This is a genomic window from Desulfosarcina ovata subsp. ovata (genome assembly GCF_009689005.1).
GTDB classification, from domain to species: Bacteria; Desulfobacterota; Desulfobacteria; order Desulfobacterales; family Desulfosarcinaceae; genus Desulfosarcina; species Desulfosarcina ovata.
In genome coordinates, this window is the sequence record NZ_AP021879.1 from 2205822 (window position 1) to 2222283 (window position 16462).

Here is a 16462-nt window from a genome sequence, read left to right on the forward strand (position 1 = left end):
AGTCTTATTGTTTGTCCATGAGAGCCAATCAACGGACAGACGTAATGGAGGTGTGTAATGAAAAGAACAATCATCGCCGTCCTGGCACTGGCTGCCGTGTTTATCGCGCGAAATGGCGAAATGGCGAAATGGGGTAATGGCGAAATGGGGTCGCACCAATCTATCATACTGTAATTCATAGATTTAGGTTCCAAAACCAAGTGTTATTTGCATCAATATCGCACTTTTCGGCATCAAAATGAGCATTATAGGGATCGACTATTTCTTTCAACTCGAAGCCATCCTTGGTAGGACGAACACGTCGGCCAACTGAAAGAGCTTGCATTTTCCTTTTTACATCAGCCAAAAAGACTTTTTCACCAACTGCAATGGACTGCGTCCACTTACTGTCATGTCAACGATCTTCCCCAAAAACCCCCTACGCTTTTTCCGCTGGTTGAATTCTTGCCCAACTCGACCGGCAATGAGCTGCATCGACTTGGGTATAATCCCCTGGGATTTATCGTCATAAACCAGCAAATGGATTGGATGTCACTACATAATTCAGAATGACCAGACCGTATCGTTTTTTCGCCTCAAAAAGCCACTGCAACCAACATTATCAAAGAGCGATTCTGAATTTCAGATTATTTTGGACAGCAGTGATCTACGATTAAAACTATATCAGTACCTTCGAAACTATCTTCTTGATTTATTAAAAAGCCACTCACCACCATTTCTACTGAATCTGTTGTTACTGAATCCTGTACTATTTGCCTATCAAACTTAACCATGAGATCCAAAACGCCATTATTGTTATAGTCTCCTACCTCTGAGGGCCTTAGTTCAACCGGGATTGAGATATCTTCAATATTTAAAAATATGGTATTAGTATCGATATCATTCACATCATAACTGGCCGGTAACTCAATATAACAAGTAATATATCGACCTTTGCTTTTTAAATTAATAGTATCTGGGTGTACATCTATAATAGCAGAAATTACCGATAAAGGTTCGATGGCTCTAACAAAGTTTGAATCTAAAATGTGGTGATACTCTCTGTTTATACCGACAGCTACTTGGACTTTATTTCCGTCGCAAGTAGCTTCTCTCCATCCCGTGATGCTATCGTATATTAACCAAGTATAATTATCGCTATATCCTATACAAACGCTGCCTGGAGGCCTTTCTGAGCAATCTCCTGAGTACGATGGTTGTTCAAAATAGTTTGTCATGCAAGCTGCTTCATCAACATAGTAGGCAGCAATAGAGTTTGAATCTAAAATATGGTGATACTCTCTGTTTATACCGACAGCTACCTGGACTATATTTCCGTCGCAAGTAGCTTCTCTCCATCCCGTGATGCTATCGTATATTAACCAAGTATAATTATCGCTATATCCTATACAAACGCTACCTGGAGGCCTTTCTGTGCAATCTCCTGAGTACGATGGTTGTTCAAAATAGTTTGTCATGCAGTCCTGGGAAGCAAAAGATACCAGAGGCACAAAAAAGGAAAACAATATTCCAACCATTAAAACTGGATTGCGAAATCGCCGTCTATCTTTTTTCATTATTCCCCCCTATAATTAAATTTTAATGAGAAATTTATTTAATATGAGCCAATTTCAAAATGTTCAATCGGGGGAAAGATCAAGACGGAGGGAATGCGGCCAACCGCAGACATACATAAGGTATTTCAAGGATTGGCCACATTACCCCAACACAGAAATTGAGTCCGAGGAAACGTTTTGAAATCTGCTCGTTAGTGTTACCCACGTATACCAACAAAATAAAGCCAAATAGTAGAAATTAAATTTCAGGTTAGAATCAAATTAGAGCTATATCAGAAATCGTAATAGACGACTGATTTGCAGTCTAATAACCCAATTTAACCTGATTAGACGACTAATTTGTCAAATAAAAATTTAGCATTTCGTAAGACAATGAAACAAGGTGAACAAACGTTCACTATGGATCGTTTTTAAATATGGAACTTTTACGGTGGTGCTGATGGAACGATGGTGGTTTTGAATATCTTCAATTCTTTACTGTGTCAATAAGCTCGAGTTTTCGAAAAATAGTGCGGGACATTATTCTCAATATGTGCGATAATATTTCTGGAGGTGTATAACATGCTGAAATAGAAGGGATAATAAGGATGAAGATTCCGTGCGCTAAGCCGCTCGCATTCCTTGTCACCGGGCTGTCCTTTTTGAAACCAGGGCTAACCAACATTCAATTTGATAACATGATACTGGTCGCAACGGCCTTGGTATTGGGTTCTGGATTCAACCTGAGCCGCATTAGTCGAATGTGGTTGGAAGAAAAGGCGGTTAGCACGCTTTCTTATTTTTTATCCGATGCAAAATTTTACATCCCCGAGTTGCAATTGCTTTATGCCAAACGCATCCAGCAAATGTACACCCTTCAACCAGGTTATTTTCTGATCGACGACACAATGAAACACCATACCAAATTCTGCAAATGGATTCACGGTGTGTTTGTTTTATTCGATCATGCCTTTGGAACGAACATGAAGGCAACCTGCCTTGTTTTTGTGTATTACAGTGATGGAAACCTTATCAAATTTCCAATCAATTTCAGAATGTTTCACAAAGAAACGGGGACGATGCCTTGGCAAAGAGGGAAAGCCCATCCATACAAAACCAAGTATGCGCTTGCCGTCGAGATACTGGAGTGGGCATTGGAAGTCGGTTTCCCCCCTTCCATGGTGTTAGCGGATTCCTGGTTTTGCACAGGGCCGTTTATCAAAGAACTTAAACGCCTTGAGCTCAGTTATATTATCGAACTCAAACCCAATTACACGGTCAGGGTCCCATGCCAGCCCCCTAAGCTCACCCCCAAAGGGCGATTGTCAAAAAATCAATATTACACGCGGTCCCTGCCCGAGGTTTATAAATCCATTTCTTACGTTGAAAAATACGGCTTTACAGCAGACCCGGCAACTGGTAAAGCTCAAAAAGTTCTTTATCACACGAAGACTAAGACGCTTCGTTTAAATTCTATAACTGGCAAGCATTGTGTTGTTGAAAGTGTTGATCCCACCACTCAAACCACGAAATATTTACTTACCGATCAACTCACTTGGGAAGCCGGTAAAATTCTCATCACTTACAGCCATAGATGGGTAATTGAAGAGTTTTTCAGGAATGCGAAGCAGCTAACCGATATGGAGGGAGCCACTATCAGGAGTGAGCAAGGCGTATCAATAACGATATGCCTGGTGTCCTGGATTGACTCCCTCCTCCATTTTGAAAACTACAAGCAAAGCACTGCTGGAAAACTGTCAAAGGGATCATTAACGATCCCCTCAATTATACGTCAATCCCAATACGAAAATTTCAAGGCAGTATTTGAGAGACTGAAGGCGGACGAAGATTTTTATCGCAAGTGGTTAGAAGTGGAAGAGAAAAATATCTTCAGGTTCCGCAAACCGAGAAAAGAAGTGGAGTTGCTCGAACGGAACCAGAATCTCAATCCCCAAGAGGCTGCATAGCAATGAAAGTGCCATAATCACAATTTGTCAAAGAACTATTTTTCGAAAACTCGAGAATAAGGTCTTTCAGAATTAAAGATTTTTAGCGAGACCGTTAGGTGGGATATGGCTCACAGAACCGTTATATCTGGATGCCGGATCAAGTCCGGCATGACGAGTCAGGTACTTTTTGGGAAACGTTTCCGATGCGGGACCGTTTTCTGAGATTACAGATCCCACCGCAGACTGGGGGTAGATTGCTTTTTACGAATTCAATGTGAAACGGCGGGTTCGAATACTATACGGTAGCGGATTTATTTAATCTTTCAGCGAGCCAAATTTTAATAATCGTTTGCCGTGGAACACCAAGACGCTTGGCTTCTTTATCTAATGACTGAATCATCCAAAGCGGAAAATCGACATTAACCCGTTTTAGCTCCTGGTTCGGCCGTCTTGCCTTTGAGAGATCCAGATGTTCTATGATACTTTTCCCCTCATCAAATTTCTTGTCTAATTCTTTAGCTTTCATAAAGTTCAATCTCCTCTGATAGGGCAATCGCAATTGGAACCGAATATGGAAAATCGTTGTCGCAGGCATGGCCAGCTCTTACGGCGAAAGCAGTAAAATAGTAATGATACGAAATATTGCAGGATGGGTCCATGGCCGCGAAAAATAGAAATCGATCCAAATGCGATTGCCCTGAAACTGGTGGTGAATTCGAATGTATCGATTGTTCGTCCAAGAACAGACAAGATTGTACGGGATGCCGGATCAAGTCCGGCATGACGAGCCAGGTATTTTTTACGAATCCGTCAAGCTTGGCACTTGCCTATCACCCGCTTTACGCATATGAAAAAAACAGATCGTGCCCATCTATAAATGACCAATTGGCCTATTTCTGGACCGACAATAGATCACCATAATAAAGGCGATATTAATGGCAATCATCCTCAGGACCCCATCCAGATTGACCGGCGCTAGCAAGCCAGCCCACCTTGCCGTTTTCATTGTTATGGCCGCGTTGATGTTTGGGTTAGCCATCCCCCTTGCAAGGCCGGCGCTGGCACAAGATCCCCAGCCACCCGAAGGAAGATCTCTTCGCGCCAACATTCTCTACCTCAATTCCTATCACGACGGGTATGCCTGGTCCGATGAAATCCTGGAGGGGCTGCGCGCGGGACTCAGCACCTACTCCGCCGTCGAGCTGCAGGTGGAGTATATGGACCTCAAACGCTACCCCAGGGCCCATATCGCCCCGCTGCTGGTGGATCTGTACACGCGCAAATTCGAGGACCGAAAATTCGACGTGGTGGTCGTGTCGGACAATTTCGCGTTCGAATTCTGGGGCAAGTATGGCGATCGCCTCTTTCCCGGGGTGCCCATGGTCTTCTGCGGCGTAAACGATGTCACCCGCGTGTCCCTCGAAGGCCGCCACATGACGGGAATCATCGAAAACTTTGATGTCGAAGCCACCTTGAACGTGGCGCTGAAACTAAACCCCAAAAAAAATCGTCTGGTGATCATCGGCAATGCCTCAATCACGGGTCGGTCCATCATGAACCAGGTGCTGTCGGTCAGGGACCGTTTTGCGGACCGGTTGACATTTGTTCCCTGCACGCTGTCTAGTCTGAAGGAGCTTGACGCCCTGATGGCCAAGGCGTCGGACAACACCCTGTTCTATTTCATTCCCTTTTATACCCAACTGGAAGGACGCTTTTACTCGGCCACGGAGCTACTTGAAATCGTCCATCGCAGCACGTCCGCGCCGATTTACACCAACTGGGGGTTTCTGCTCGGCCACGGCGCCGTGGTCGGACTGTCCGGCATGGAGGGCCAGATTCTGAAAAAGACCGTGTGGCCGTTCATGCTTTACGGTGCCGTTGTCGGTATCGTGGCCATGCTGATGAGTTTTGTCTTTTTTCCCGGCTTGTACTAACATTTAAGAACCAATCGACCGGCGGCGGGGTGACGCCCACAGGCCGCCCCCGGCCGGCCAACCATAGGAGAGACCTGCATGTTCAGTAATGCGCTGATCAAGGAATTTAAGGCCATCGTCGGTAAGCAAAACGTGCTGCAAAAAGAAGCCGACCGCCAGGCCTATGCCTATGATGCCGCCGTCCTCGACCCCGTGGTGCCCGCCATGGCCGTATGCCCGACGACCAGCGAGGAGCTGGGCAAGGTGGTCCGCCTGTGCAACGAAAACGGCATCCCCCTGACCCCACGCGGCTCCGGGACGAACCTGTCCGGCGGAACGATCCCCGAGAAAAAGGGAATTGTGCTGCTCACCAACGCCCTGAACAAGATCATCGAAATCAATGCGCAGGATCTTTACGCCGTCATCCAGCCCGGAGTGGTGACGGCCCAGTTTGCCGCCGAGGTGGCCCGGCACGGGCTCTTTTACCCACCGGACCCCGGATCGATGGCAGTATCCACGCTGGGCGGCAACGTGGCCGAAAACGCCGGTGGATTGCGCGGCCTGAAATACGGGGTGACCAAGGATTACGTGATGGGCGTCGACTTCTTCGACGTGACCGGCGAGCTGGTCAAGTCCGGTTCGCGCACGGTCAAATGCGTCACCGGCCTGAACCTGTCCGCCCTGCAGGTGGCCAGCGAAGGTATCCTGGGGGTGTTCAACGAGATTGTGCTCAAACTGGTTCCCCCGCCGGCGGCCAACAAGGCCATGATGGCGGTCTTCGACGACATCGACAAGGCCTCGGAAACCGTGGCCGCCATCATCGCGGCGCACATCGTGCCCTGTACCCTGGAGATCCTGGACAACAGCACCATCAAATATGTGGAAGATTACACCCGGGCCGGCATGCCCGTGACTGCCCAGGCGATCCTGCTGATCGAGGTGGACGGCCACCCGGCCCAGGTGGCCGAGGAAGCCGAGAAAGTCGTCAGCATCTGCAAAACAGCCGGCGCCGTGGACGTTCAGGCCGCCCGGGACGAGGCCGAGCGCAACAAACTGTGGGAGGCGCGCCGCGCGGCCCTGCCCGCCCTGGCCCGGGCCCGACCCACCACCGTGCTCGAGGACGCCACCGTGCCGCGATCCCAGATTCCGGCCATGATCCGCGCCATCAACGAAATCGCCAAGAAACACCGGCTCGAGGTGGGCACCTTCGGTCATGCCGGCGACGGCAACCTGCACCCCACGATCCTCTGCGACAAGCGCGACACCAGGGAGTTCGAGCGCGTCGAACAGGCGGTGGACGAGATTTTCGATGTGGCCCTGTCTCTCAAGGGCACCCTTTCGGGGGAGCACGGCATCGGGCTGGCCAAGGCCAAGTGGCTGGAAAAAGAGACCTCGGCGGCGACCATCGCCTATGCCAGGGCACTCAAAACGGCCGTGGACCCCAAAGGAATCCTGAACCCCGGCAAGATCATTGGAGGGTGACGATATGATTGACCTCCACAAACTCGCGGCAATGCTGCAGGAGCTCGACGACCAGATGGTCACCTGCATGAAGTGCGGCATGTGTCAGGCGGTCTGTCCGGTGTTCCGGGAAACCTTGCGCGAAGCGGACGTGACCCGCGGCAAGATTGCGCTGCTCGAAAACCTGGCCCATGAGATGGTCGCCGACGCACACGGCGTGCAGGAGAAGCTCAACAAGTGCCTGCTGTGCGGCTCCTGCCAGGCCAACTGCCCCTCCGGGGTAACGGTCATCGATATTTTCATCAAGGCCAGGATCATCGTCAACTCCTACCTGGGATTGCCGGCGGCCAAGAAGGTCATTTTCAAGGGAATGCTCACCCGGCCCCGGCTGTTCAACGCCCTGGTGGCCATGGGTGAGAAATTCCAGGGACTTTTCTCCCGCCCGGCGGACGAACTGCTGGGATCGTCCTGCTCCAAGGTCATGTCGCCCCTGATCGGGGACCGCCATTTTCTGCCTCTGGCCGAGAAGCCGTTGCGCATGCGGGTGCCCGAATTGAACACGCCCGCCGGCCGGTCCGGGTTAAAGGTGGCGTTTTTCCCGGGCTGCGTCATCGACAAAATGCTGCCGCGCATCGGTGAAGCCGTGCTCAAGGTGCTCGATTATCACGGGGTCGGCGTCTACCTGCCGCCGGCCCAGGCCTGTTGCGGCATCCCCGCGGTCTCGTCCGGCGACAGTGAATCCTTTGAAAAACTGGTGCGGCTGAATGCCAGGGCCTTTGCCCGGGGCGAGTTCGACTACCTGGTCACCGCCTGCGCCACCTGCACGGCCACCATCAAGGAGATCTGGCCCAAGTTCATGGATGCGTATCCGCCGGGCGTACAGACCATGGTGCGCAAACTGGCCGACAAAACAATGGATATCAACCAGTTCCTGGTGGATCGGGTCGGCGTCCGGAGCCAGCCGGCACCCACGGGCGGAAGGCGCGTGACCTATCACGACCCCTGCCACCTGAAAAAATCCCTGGGGGTATCGGCCCAGCCCCGAACGCTGCTCCAGGCCAATCCGGCGTTCAACTTCGTGGAGATGAACGAGGCCGATCAATGCTGCGGCAACGGCGGGACCTTCAATCTTCAGCACTACGCGGTCTCAAAAAAAATCGGTGACCGCAAGCGGGGCAACATCCTTGCCAGCAAGGCCGAGGTGGTCGCCACCGGGTGTCCTGCCTGCATGATGCAGATGACCGACATGCTCTCGCAGCATGGGGACCGTGTTCAGGTTTGCCATCCGGTGGAGATTTATGCTCAGGCGTTGAAGTAATTATCTTTCGCGGGCATGGCCCGCTCTTACAGCCGCCATCGGATTTGGCGTGTAGGAGCTGGCCACGCCTGCGACCCTGCCAAATGAATGGAGGTGGCCGATGAAACCAGACCCGGCGGTGGTCGAAACCTTTATCCAGAAGGCGGAAGCGGTATCCGCCAAGGTCGTGCGCGTGGCCTCACCGGAGGCCGCATTCGCCTATGCAGTGGATGTGTGCGCGACCAAGGAGGCCTGCCAGCTGCTGGTTTCCGGCTGCGAGGCACCGTTGTCGGCAACGGCCGAGGCGCTTTGCGAGACCAAGCAGGAGAAAATCATGGCCGCACCCAATCTTCCCGAGGTGGAATTCGGAGCCCTGGAAAAATTGTGCCGGGAGAAGTCGATTGGTCTGATCAAAGATGATCTGCGCAGCCATCTGGCCGGCATCGACATCGGCTTTACCCGGGCCGATTACGCCATTGCCGAGACCGGCACCCTGGTGATCAACTCCAAAAGTGAGGCCCTGCGCCTGGCCACCATGGTCAGCGAGATCCACATCGCATTGCTTCCCGTATCCCGCCTGCGGGCAACCGCATTCGACCTGACGGAAGAACTTAAGCAGTGGATGAGCGATCCGGCCGACTACACGGCGATGATCACCGGTGCCAGCCGCACGGCAGACATCGAACGCGTACTGGCCCTGGGGGTTCACGGCCCCCTCGAACTTCACATCCTGCTCTGGGAGGAGTGCTGATGCAAACCGTAACCAGCCTGAAAGCCTACAAAGCCAACGTTGACGAGGCCTTGAGAAACCGGTTTCAGCGCCAGGCCCTGGACAACTTTGCCGTCACCTATCCCACCGGCCGGGCCAATGCCTTTGCCGGCATGAACATCGCTGAACTGGTCGACAAGGTGGCCGATATCAAGGACCGCGCCCTGGGCCGGATGGACGAGCTGTATGCCCAGTTCAAGGCCAATGCCGAAAAAAAAGGCATCCATGTGCACCTGGCGGCAACCGCCCTTGATGCCAACGCCATTATCGCCGACATCGCCAAAACCGGCCGGGCCACCCGAATCGTCAAATCCAAATCCATGACCGCAGAGGAGACGCTGCTCAATCATTACCTGGAGAGCGAAGGGCTCGAGGTGACCGAAACCGACCTGGGCGAGTGGATTATCCAGCTGCGCCACGAGGGGCCCACCCACATGGTGATGCCGGCCATTCACCTGTCGCGTCATCAGGTGGCGGACCTGTTCAGCGAGGTCACCGGGAAGCGGCAGGAGACGGAGATCGAGCGCCTGGTCAAGGTGGCCCGCCGCGAGCTGCGCCAGAAGTATGTGGAGGCGGACATGGGCATCAGCGGCGCCAATTTCGCCCTGGCCGACACGGCCACCATCGGGCTGACCACCAACGAGGGCAATGCCCGGCTGGTGACGACCCTGCCGCGCATCCATGTGGCGCTGGTCGGATTGGACAAACTGCTGCCGTCCCTCGAAGACGCCCTGCACATCAACCGCGTCCTGCCGCGCAACGCCACGGGCCAGCAGATCACTTCCTATGTCACCTGGATTACCGGGCCGACCCCATGCGCGGTCGCCGATTCCGGCCGCAAGGAGATGCACATTGTCTTCCTGGACAACGGCCGCCGGGCGCTGGCCAAAGATCCGGTTTTCTCACAGGTGCTGCGCTGCGTGCGCTGCGGCGCCTGCGCCAATGTGTGCCCGGTCTACCGCATGGTCGGCGGTCACCAGTACGGGCACATCTACATCGGCGCCATCGGCCTGATCATCACCTACTTCTTTCACGGCCGCGACAAGGCCAAAAACCTCGTCCAGAATTGTATCAACTGCGGGGCCTGCAAGGCGGTGTGCGCCGCCGGCATCGACCTGCCGCGACTGATCAAGGAGATCCACGCGCGCATCCAGGATGAAACCGATCACCCGCTCTCCAGCATCCTGCTGGGCAAACTATTGAGCCACCGCAAACTGTTTCACCAGCTGCTGCGCACCGCCCAGAAGGCCCAGGCGCCGGTGGTGGGCGAGAACGGCTATCTGCGCCACCTGCCCCTGATCCTCTCCAAGGAGCACAACTTCAGGGCCCTGCCCCCCATCGCCAGGACACCCTTTCGCGAACGCTGGCCCAAAATCAAACCCTCGGTGGCCAACCCAATCCAGCGGGTGGCCCTTTTCGCCGGCTGCGTCCAGGACTTTGTCTATCCCGAGCAACTGGAGGCCGGCGTTGCCCTGATGACCCGCTTTGGCGCGGCAGTGGATTTTCCCATGCAGCAGTCCTGCTGCGGGCTGCCGGCCCTGATGATGGGTGAGAAAACGGCCGCCCGGGATGTGGCCCGGCGCAACATCCTGGCCATGCGAGGCAGCGGCGTCGACCAAATCGTGACCCTGTGCGCCTCGTGTGCGTCTCACCTGAAGCACAACTATCCCCAGCTGCTCGCCGACGATCCCGCCATGCGGGAAGCGGCAGAGCAGTTCTCCGAAAGGGTCGTGGCCTTCAGCAGCTTCATGAACGACATCCTCGAGATCCCGGCGGATGCGTTCCGATCGTCCGGTACCCAGACCACCTACCACGCCCCCTGCCATCTGTGCCGGGGCATGGGCGTTCGGCATGCACCCCATGAGCTGATCCGCAAAGCCGGGCTCGCATTCGTTCCCGCCCGGGAGGAGGAAACCTGCTGCGGCTTCGGCGGGTCGTACTCCGGCAAGTTCCCCCAGATCTCGGCTCAGATTCTGGAAAGCAAATTGGCGGATGTGGCGGCAACGGGGGCGGACCTCCTCGTGACCGAATGTCCGGGGTGCGTCATGCAACTGCGCGGCGGCGCCGAGAAAAAGGGAATGAAACTGTCGGTCAAACACATTGCCGAAGCGGTGGTGCAGACCCTGGAGAAAACCTGACCGCAATAGATAAAATGCGCTTGCCCGGAACCGCTCGATGCCGTCAGCTGAAAAAATAGCGGAAGTCCGGACAAAAAATCGCCACGAGAAACAAGATCGTGCTGATGAGAATCGTCAGCACGCCGAAAAGTTTGATGCCTTCCGCCGACCAGCGTGGGGCGAAAAGGCTCACCAGGAACCCGGAGGCAAGCGTTCCTTCCAGCCATTCGGCGCCGCCCCATCGAACCACCCACAGCCAGAAGAGCAGATTGAGCAGGTAGCAGGCAACGAGTTCGGTCAGGGACATTTGCTTCCTCTTTTCTGCATAGGGAATTACGCAGCCCAAAAACATGATCTTAACGTCTATGGAATCGATTGAACGGGGTGTCCCGCTTCACCAAGCGCGTTGATGGCGCGTTTTAAATCGGAATCCTTGACGAGCACGTAATCCGTATCAAAGGTCGACAGGGCGAATATGGGGATGCCCGCGTCGGCCAGCGGGTGCGCGATCTGCGCGAGGATTCCCGTCAGCGCGAAATCGAGCGGGCCATCGATCACCAGGGCGCGCCACCCCCGCTCGGCCCGGACATCTTCGGGAACGTCTGTCGCCCGGCACACGATGGACGTCTCATCTTTTGTCCATGTTATGGATCGCAGGGAACCGGCCATCGCCCATGGCGGGATATCCCCTCCGGCCGGCAACCGGCAAACCGCAAGAGGGTCTGGAAGTAATTTCAGTGTCAGTACCATTTAAGCCTCGGCCGTGATGGGCTATTGATTCCATATATAAACGGGACTACGCTTTCGCCAGTTCCGCCTTGATTGCAAGACCGATATTTTTCAATGTATAGGGTTTTTTAAGATAACATCCCGCACCGATTTTCTGAAGCGCTTTAACCCGCTCGGTTTTGGAAAAGCCACTGGCGATGATCGCCTTTTGCCCGGGATGATACTCGGCAATTCGTTGATACGTTTCCAAACCATCCATTCCCGGATCCATAATCATATCCAGGATCAGTATGGCTACAGAGTTGTTTGTCATAAAATCCAATGCTTCTTCTCCGCTGGAAACGCTAAAAACGGAGTAGCCCAGTTTTTGTAAAATACCGGTTGCGATTTCTCTTTGTTCTTCGACATCATCGACGACGAGAACGGACTCTCCGTTACCGGTTAACGCTTCGAACCGTAATCCATCCTCTTCCCTTTTCAGCGGTTCCCGGGTTACCGGAAAATAAAGATAAAAAGTAGCCCCTTTCCCCTCAGAGCTTTCAATATCAATGTATCCGTTATGGTCCTTTACCGTCCCCCATACAACGGCCATGCCCAGCCCCGTTCCGCTTCTGCCCATTTTCTTTTTGGTGAAAAAAGGTTCGAATATTCTTTCGGCAACGTCTTCGGACATCCCCACGCCATTGTCGGCGACTGCCAATTTTACGTAATCCCCCTCTTCGATGGTTTCGTATCCCTTCATCGGCGTACTGAGATAGATATTTTCCGTCGATATTTCGATCTGCCCCCCCTCCGGCATCGCCTCCGCAGCATTGGAAATCAAATTGGTTATGCATTTGGCGATGTGTATGGGAGACACATTGATATTGAGCAGGCTCTCGTCAAGATCGGCATGAATCATCACATCTGGATGAAATGACTTTAACTTTTTCATTTCCGGGCTATTCAGTTGCTCCACGATAATGTGATTCAGATTGACCACTTCTGTAATCGAAACCCCTCTTCTTGCCATCGTCAGGAGGTCCTGCACAATTTCAACGGCTTTCTCGCCTGACTTTTGCATGGTTAAGAGCGGTTTTCGCAGAGGGCTCTTTTCGGGTATATCCATCAGAATCAGTTCGGGATAGCTGACGATACCGGACAAAATATTATTCAAATCGTGGGCAACACCGCCGGCCAGTGTGCCGATGGCTTCCATTTTTTTCGCCTGCTGAAGTTTCGCTTCCAGCATTTTCGTTTCGGAAACATCGGATACGGAAATGATTTGACCTTTTGATGGTCGGTCGGTATCGAGAGGATATGCCCTTAGCTGACAATCGAAAACCGTCCCGTCCTTGCGAACCCATTTCGTTTCGGCAGACCCGGTCTGGCATCGGGAGATGGTCTTGCTGAGTTCTCTTCCGACCCGCTTATATTCTTTCTCATTTTCATAGAGAACCCGTGCTTTTTCGCCGAACAGGGATCCGTTTTCATATCCCACCAGCAGATACATCGTTTCATTGGCCCAGTCCAAACGCCGGTTGACCACCAACCCGATGCCAACGGGAGAGGCCTGAAAAATCGCTTCCAGCTTTTGTTGGTTGGCCTTTACTTCTTTTTGTGCATCTTTGCGCTCCTGGATCTCCTTTTGCAGTTCGAGGTTGGACCGCTCAAGTTCCCGGGTTCGCCGATCTACCATATATTCAAGATGATCCCGATGTTTTCTTATTGATTCCTCGGCCTTTTGCAGTTCATTCATCTGGGATTCGATGGTCGTTCCCATGCCGGCCAGAACCGACATAAAGGGTTCAAACTCTTTGTATGATACTTCATTTAAACGGGGGTGATACTCCCCGGCCGAATACGATTCGGCGATTTTGCCAAGCGCATCGATAGGTTTTTGCAAAATCCGCTTCAACAGATACCCTGTCGAGAAAACAATCCCGACGACCGAAATCAAAAAAGCGATGATCGATGTCTTCAATATATCCCGTTTGGCTTCAATTGACCGAACAGGACTCAGGGCAATCACAACCTTTCCAATCCGCTCACCGTCGTAAAGGATCTCCTTTGAACGTTTGGCCAACGTGCCTTCATTGTCTTTTAATTCTGCTTCGTTTTGAAATATGATTTCTCCTGAGGCGCCAAACAGTTTTATCATCGCGATGGATTCATTTTGGGTATAATAGAGACAGATCGTATTGATGTTCTCCCGATCCATATCCCACAGCGGAACCTTCAATGTGGAGGCGACGACATCGATATAATCATCGGCTTCTTCCTCAAGCCTCAGCATCAGGCTATTGGATACGCGCCAATAGTATGTCGCTATGAATGCAACGGACATGATGACGATAACGGCAACCAGGCCGATGGTTAAATTTTTTGATATCGATCGTTTCTGATTGTCAATCATCGATATCCCTATAATTTCCATCACACGTTTCGACAGTGATGAGACCTTTCTCAATGCACGTTTTCAAGGCCGCATTAAATTTGACCAATAATTCCTTCGATCCCGGATAGTCTTTTGACACGATCAGCCGCAATGGATTTACGGTCAATGGCTTGTCGAGGATCTTGAACTTATCGATGCAATCCGGAAAATGGGTCTTTATCAAATGCCGGCCGACCAATTCATTCACCGGCATCAAATCGATCCGGCCCAGTTTGAGCTTTTCCATCGCATAAATTTCCTTGTTGACATAATCGATGGACAGTCCCGCCTTTTTGAATAAAGGCACGTAATAATACCCGGTAACGCCTCCTATTCTATACGGCTTCAAATCTTCCAGGGTGTTATAATGATACTGTTTTGAATCGTTACCGGCGGCATAATGGAAAAAGACGGTTTTTGAGCAGGAAAGGGCGTCTGAAAACCATACTTTTTCTGCTCTCTCGTTGGTATACGAATAGGGAAACGCCGCCCAAACCCGACCCTTTTCGACGGAATCGAAACATCGTCCCCATGGGTAGAAACGATATTCGGGACGCAGTCCCATTGCATTGAAAACGACCGTCACCCTCGCGGTGAAATCACCATAATTGGAAAGCGTTTTGGATGAATACGGAATCCATTCGCCTGTGGCCAGAGGAATGCTTTGGGCGTTGGATAGGGAAGCAATGAACAAAACCATGAAAACCGTTAGGCAATACTTTTTCAAAGCCATTGAATTCTCCCTGATAAGGGTATCGACAAAAACGTAAAGACGATGAGTCTGCCGGCATCACCCAGATGCATATTTATTTCGATTGGTTACGGATGCAAACGCGAGTCGGTTGCTTGCAACATGTACGGGATTCTATAGAATTCTGCAAAGCTTGCCAACAAAATTGTCCGCCTCAACCGCCTGTTATTGGTGCCGAGCCCGTCGATACTTCCAAATTCTGCGTGGTATGATTTCTTTTCCAGTCACGGTGAATTCCTTTTCCAATCCGTGCCCGTTCGCCTTGAAAATCTTTACCGAATCTTTACCTTACCTTTACCCATCCCTTAAATGGGAGTCTTATTGTCTGTTCATGAAAGCCAATTAACGGACAGACGTAATGGAGGTGTGTAATGAAAAGAACAATCATCGCCGTCCTGGCACTGGCCGCGGTCTTTATCGGCTACCAGCAGGTCAGGAGCATGGACGAAAAAATGGAGTCCCCCATGGATAAAATCAGTGAAAACACCCGGACGGCCGTGTTTGCCGGCGGCTGTTTCTGGTGCACGGAGTCGGATTTTGAAAAAGTTGAGGGCGTCATCGAGGTGGTCTCGGGATACACCGGCGGCCGCGTGGATCATCCCACCTACAAGCAGGTTTCGGCCGGCGGCACCGGGCATGTGGAGGCCGTCAAGGTCTTCTATGATCCGGACAGGATCACCTACGCCGATCTGCTGAATGTCTTCTGGCGGCATGTGGATCCCACCGATCCCGGCGGTCAGTTCGTCGATCGCGGGGATCAGTACCGCAGCGCTATTTTCTACGCCAATGAGACCGAACGCAAGCTGGCCGAAGCGTCGAGAAAAGCCCTGGCCGCCAGCGGGCAATTTGACCGGACCATCGTGACCGACATCCTGCCCCTGGGGCCGTTCTACGATGCCGAGGAGTACCACCAGGACTACTACAAAAAGAATCCCATCCGCTACAAGTGGTACCGCTCGGGCTCAGGGCGCGATCGCTTCCTGGAAGAGGCCTGGGCCGGCGCCGAGAAGATGATGAAAAAAACGAAGAAAACGGAAGTGATGAGCAAAATGGACAATATGGCGGCTGAAAAGCAGGAAATGACCTACACCATCCCCCCGGACGCGCAGTTGAAAGAAAAACTCACCCCGCTGCAGTACCAGGTGGCCCGTGAAGCGGGTACCGAGCCCCCCTTCAACAACACCTACTGGGATAACCACGCCCCGGGCATCTATGTGGACATTGTCTCCGGCGAACCGCTGTTCAGCTCCACGGACAAGTTCGACTCGGGAACCGGCTGGCCCAGTTTCACCCGGCCGCTGAAGCCGGAAAACGTTGTGGAAAAGCAAGACCGGAGCCTTTTCATGGTACGCACCGAGGTGCGCAGCAAACATGCCGACTCCCACCTGGGCCACGTTTTTGGCGACGGGCCTCAGCCTACGGGACTGCGCTACTGCATCAACTCGGCCGCCCTGAAGTTCATTCCCGCCAGCGAACTGGAACAGGCCGGTTACGGCCAGTACCGCCACCTGTTCGAAGAATAGCG

General features: G+C 52.5%; 13 protein-coding genes. 7 read left to right on the forward strand and 6 right to left on the reverse strand.

Translation table 11 applies throughout. The features are described 5' to 3' along the window. Positions 1-626 precede the first annotated feature (626 nt). A complete protein-coding gene (locus GN112_RS09975) occupies positions 627-1556 on the reverse strand; it encodes a hypothetical protein (RefSeq protein WP_155310080.1) in 930 nt (309 codons plus the stop codon). Positions 1557-2143: 587 nt separating this feature from the next. On the opposite strand from GN112_RS09975, the gene GN112_RS09980 reads away from it, so the two are divergent. Continuing rightward, a complete protein-coding gene (locus GN112_RS09980; RefSeq protein ID WP_155310081.1) occupies positions 2144-3502 on the forward strand; it encodes a transposase in 1359 nt (452 codons plus the stop codon). Between the two features lie 277 nt (positions 3503-3779). Here the strand turns inward: GN112_RS09980 and brnA are convergent, their stop codons facing one another. Further along, positions 3780-4010: a type II toxin-antitoxin system BrnA family antitoxin gene (gene brnA, locus GN112_RS09985; RefSeq protein WP_155310082.1), complete on the reverse strand. Its 231-nt coding sequence runs from the start codon at positions 4008-4010 to the stop codon at positions 3780-3782. A 409-nt stretch (positions 4011-4419) separates the two neighbouring features. On the opposite strand from brnA, the gene GN112_RS33905 reads away from it, so the two are divergent. From GN112_RS33905 to ldhH, 5 genes are all read left to right on the forward strand, one after another. Then, the gene (locus GN112_RS33905) at positions 4420-5418 is read left to right on the forward strand and encodes an ABC transporter substrate-binding protein (protein WP_155310083.1); all 999 of its coding nucleotides are present in this window, start codon (positions 4420-4422) and stop codon (positions 5416-5418) included. A gap of 78 nt (positions 5419-5496) precedes the next feature. Then, positions 5497-6879: an FAD-binding oxidoreductase gene (locus GN112_RS09995; RefSeq protein ID WP_155310084.1), complete on the forward strand. Its 1383-nt coding sequence runs from the start codon at positions 5497-5499 to the stop codon at positions 6877-6879. Between the two features lie 4 nt (positions 6880-6883). Next, entirely contained in the window at positions 6884-8176 is a 1293-nt protein-coding gene (locus GN112_RS10000; protein WP_155310085.1) for a (Fe-S)-binding protein, read from the forward strand. A 100-nt stretch (positions 8177-8276) separates the two neighbouring features. Beyond that, positions 8277-8906, forward strand: a complete 630-nt coding sequence (locus tag GN112_RS10005; RefSeq protein ID WP_155310086.1) for a LutC/YkgG family protein — start codon at positions 8277-8279, stop codon at positions 8904-8906. After that, complete coding sequence (ldhH, locus tag GN112_RS10010; RefSeq protein WP_155310087.1) at positions 8906-11062, forward strand: L-lactate dehydrogenase (quinone) large subunit LdhH; 2157 nt, start codon at positions 8906-8908, stop codon at positions 11060-11062. Before GN112_RS10005 ends, ldhH begins: the two co-directional genes overlap by 1 nt. Before the next feature lie 43 nt (positions 11063-11105). Here ldhH and GN112_RS10015 read toward each other — a convergent pair whose 3' ends face one another. The 4 genes from GN112_RS10015 to GN112_RS10030 are packed head-to-tail and all read right to left on the reverse strand — an operon-like array spanning position 11106 to position 14919. Then, positions 11106-11348 (reverse strand): hypothetical protein, encoded by a 243-nt coding sequence (locus tag GN112_RS10015; RefSeq protein ID WP_155310088.1) that lies wholly within the window; start codon positions 11346-11348, stop codon positions 11106-11108. A 56-nt stretch (positions 11349-11404) separates the two neighbouring features. After that, on the reverse strand, positions 11405-11791 hold the full coding sequence (locus GN112_RS10020) for an ACT domain-containing protein (RefSeq protein WP_155310089.1): 387 nt from the start codon (positions 11789-11791) through the stop codon (positions 11405-11407). A gap of 46 nt (positions 11792-11837) precedes the next feature. Further along, positions 11838-14165: a hybrid sensor histidine kinase/response regulator gene (locus GN112_RS10025; protein ID WP_162458865.1), complete on the reverse strand. Its 2328-nt coding sequence runs from the start codon at positions 14163-14165 to the stop codon at positions 11838-11840. Next, positions 14158-14919 carry a substrate-binding periplasmic protein gene (locus tag GN112_RS10030; protein ID WP_155310091.1) on the reverse strand — a complete coding sequence of 254 codons (762 nt, stop codon included), beginning with the start codon at positions 14917-14919 and terminating at the stop codon, positions 14158-14160. Before GN112_RS10030 ends, GN112_RS10025 begins: the two co-directional genes overlap by 8 nt. Before the next feature lie 389 nt (positions 14920-15308). On the opposite strand from GN112_RS10030, the gene msrB reads away from it, so the two are divergent. Continuing rightward, a complete protein-coding gene (gene msrB, locus GN112_RS10035) occupies positions 15309-16460 on the forward strand; it encodes a peptide-methionine (R)-S-oxide reductase MsrB (RefSeq protein WP_155310092.1) in 1152 nt (383 codons plus the stop codon). Positions 16461-16462 lie beyond the last annotated feature (2 nt).

Coding starts and splice junctions, on each gene's coding strand:
- ldhH (WP_155310087.1), top strand. CDS start 8,906: ATGCAAACCGTAACCAGCCTGAAAGCCTACAAAGCCAACGTTGACGAG.
- brnA (WP_155310082.1), bottom strand. CDS start 4,010: ATGAAAGCTAAAGAATTAGACAAGAAATTTGATGAGGGGAAAAGTATC.
- GN112_RS10000 (WP_155310085.1), top strand. CDS start 6,884: ATGATTGACCTCCACAAACTCGCGGCAATGCTGCAGGAGCTCGACGAC.
- GN112_RS10015 (WP_155310088.1), bottom strand. CDS start 11,348: ATGTCCCTGACCGAACTCGTTGCCTGCTACCTGCTCAATCTGCTCTTC.
- GN112_RS10005 (WP_155310086.1), top strand. CDS start 8,277: ATGAAACCAGACCCGGCGGTGGTCGAAACCTTTATCCAGAAGGCGGAA.
- GN112_RS09995 (WP_155310084.1), top strand. CDS start 5,497: ATGTTCAGTAATGCGCTGATCAAGGAATTTAAGGCCATCGTCGGTAAG.
- msrB (WP_155310092.1), top strand. CDS start 15,309: ATGAAAAGAACAATCATCGCCGTCCTGGCACTGGCCGCGGTCTTTATC.
- GN112_RS10020 (WP_155310089.1), bottom strand. CDS start 11,791: ATGGTACTGACACTGAAATTACTTCCAGACCCTCTTGCGGTTTGCCGG.
- GN112_RS09975 (WP_155310080.1), bottom strand. CDS start 1,556: ATGAAAAAAGATAGACGGCGATTTCGCAATCCAGTTTTAATGGTTGGA.
- GN112_RS10025 (WP_162458865.1), bottom strand. CDS start 14,165: ATGATTGACAATCAGAAACGATCGATATCAAAAAATTTAACCATCGGC.
- GN112_RS10030 (WP_155310091.1), bottom strand. CDS start 14,919: ATGGCTTTGAAAAAGTATTGCCTAACGGTTTTCATGGTTTTGTTCATT.
- GN112_RS33905 (WP_155310083.1), top strand. CDS start 4,420: ATGGCAATCATCCTCAGGACCCCATCCAGATTGACCGGCGCTAGCAAG.
- GN112_RS09980 (WP_155310081.1), top strand. CDS start 2,144: ATGAAGATTCCGTGCGCTAAGCCGCTCGCATTCCTTGTCACCGGGCTG.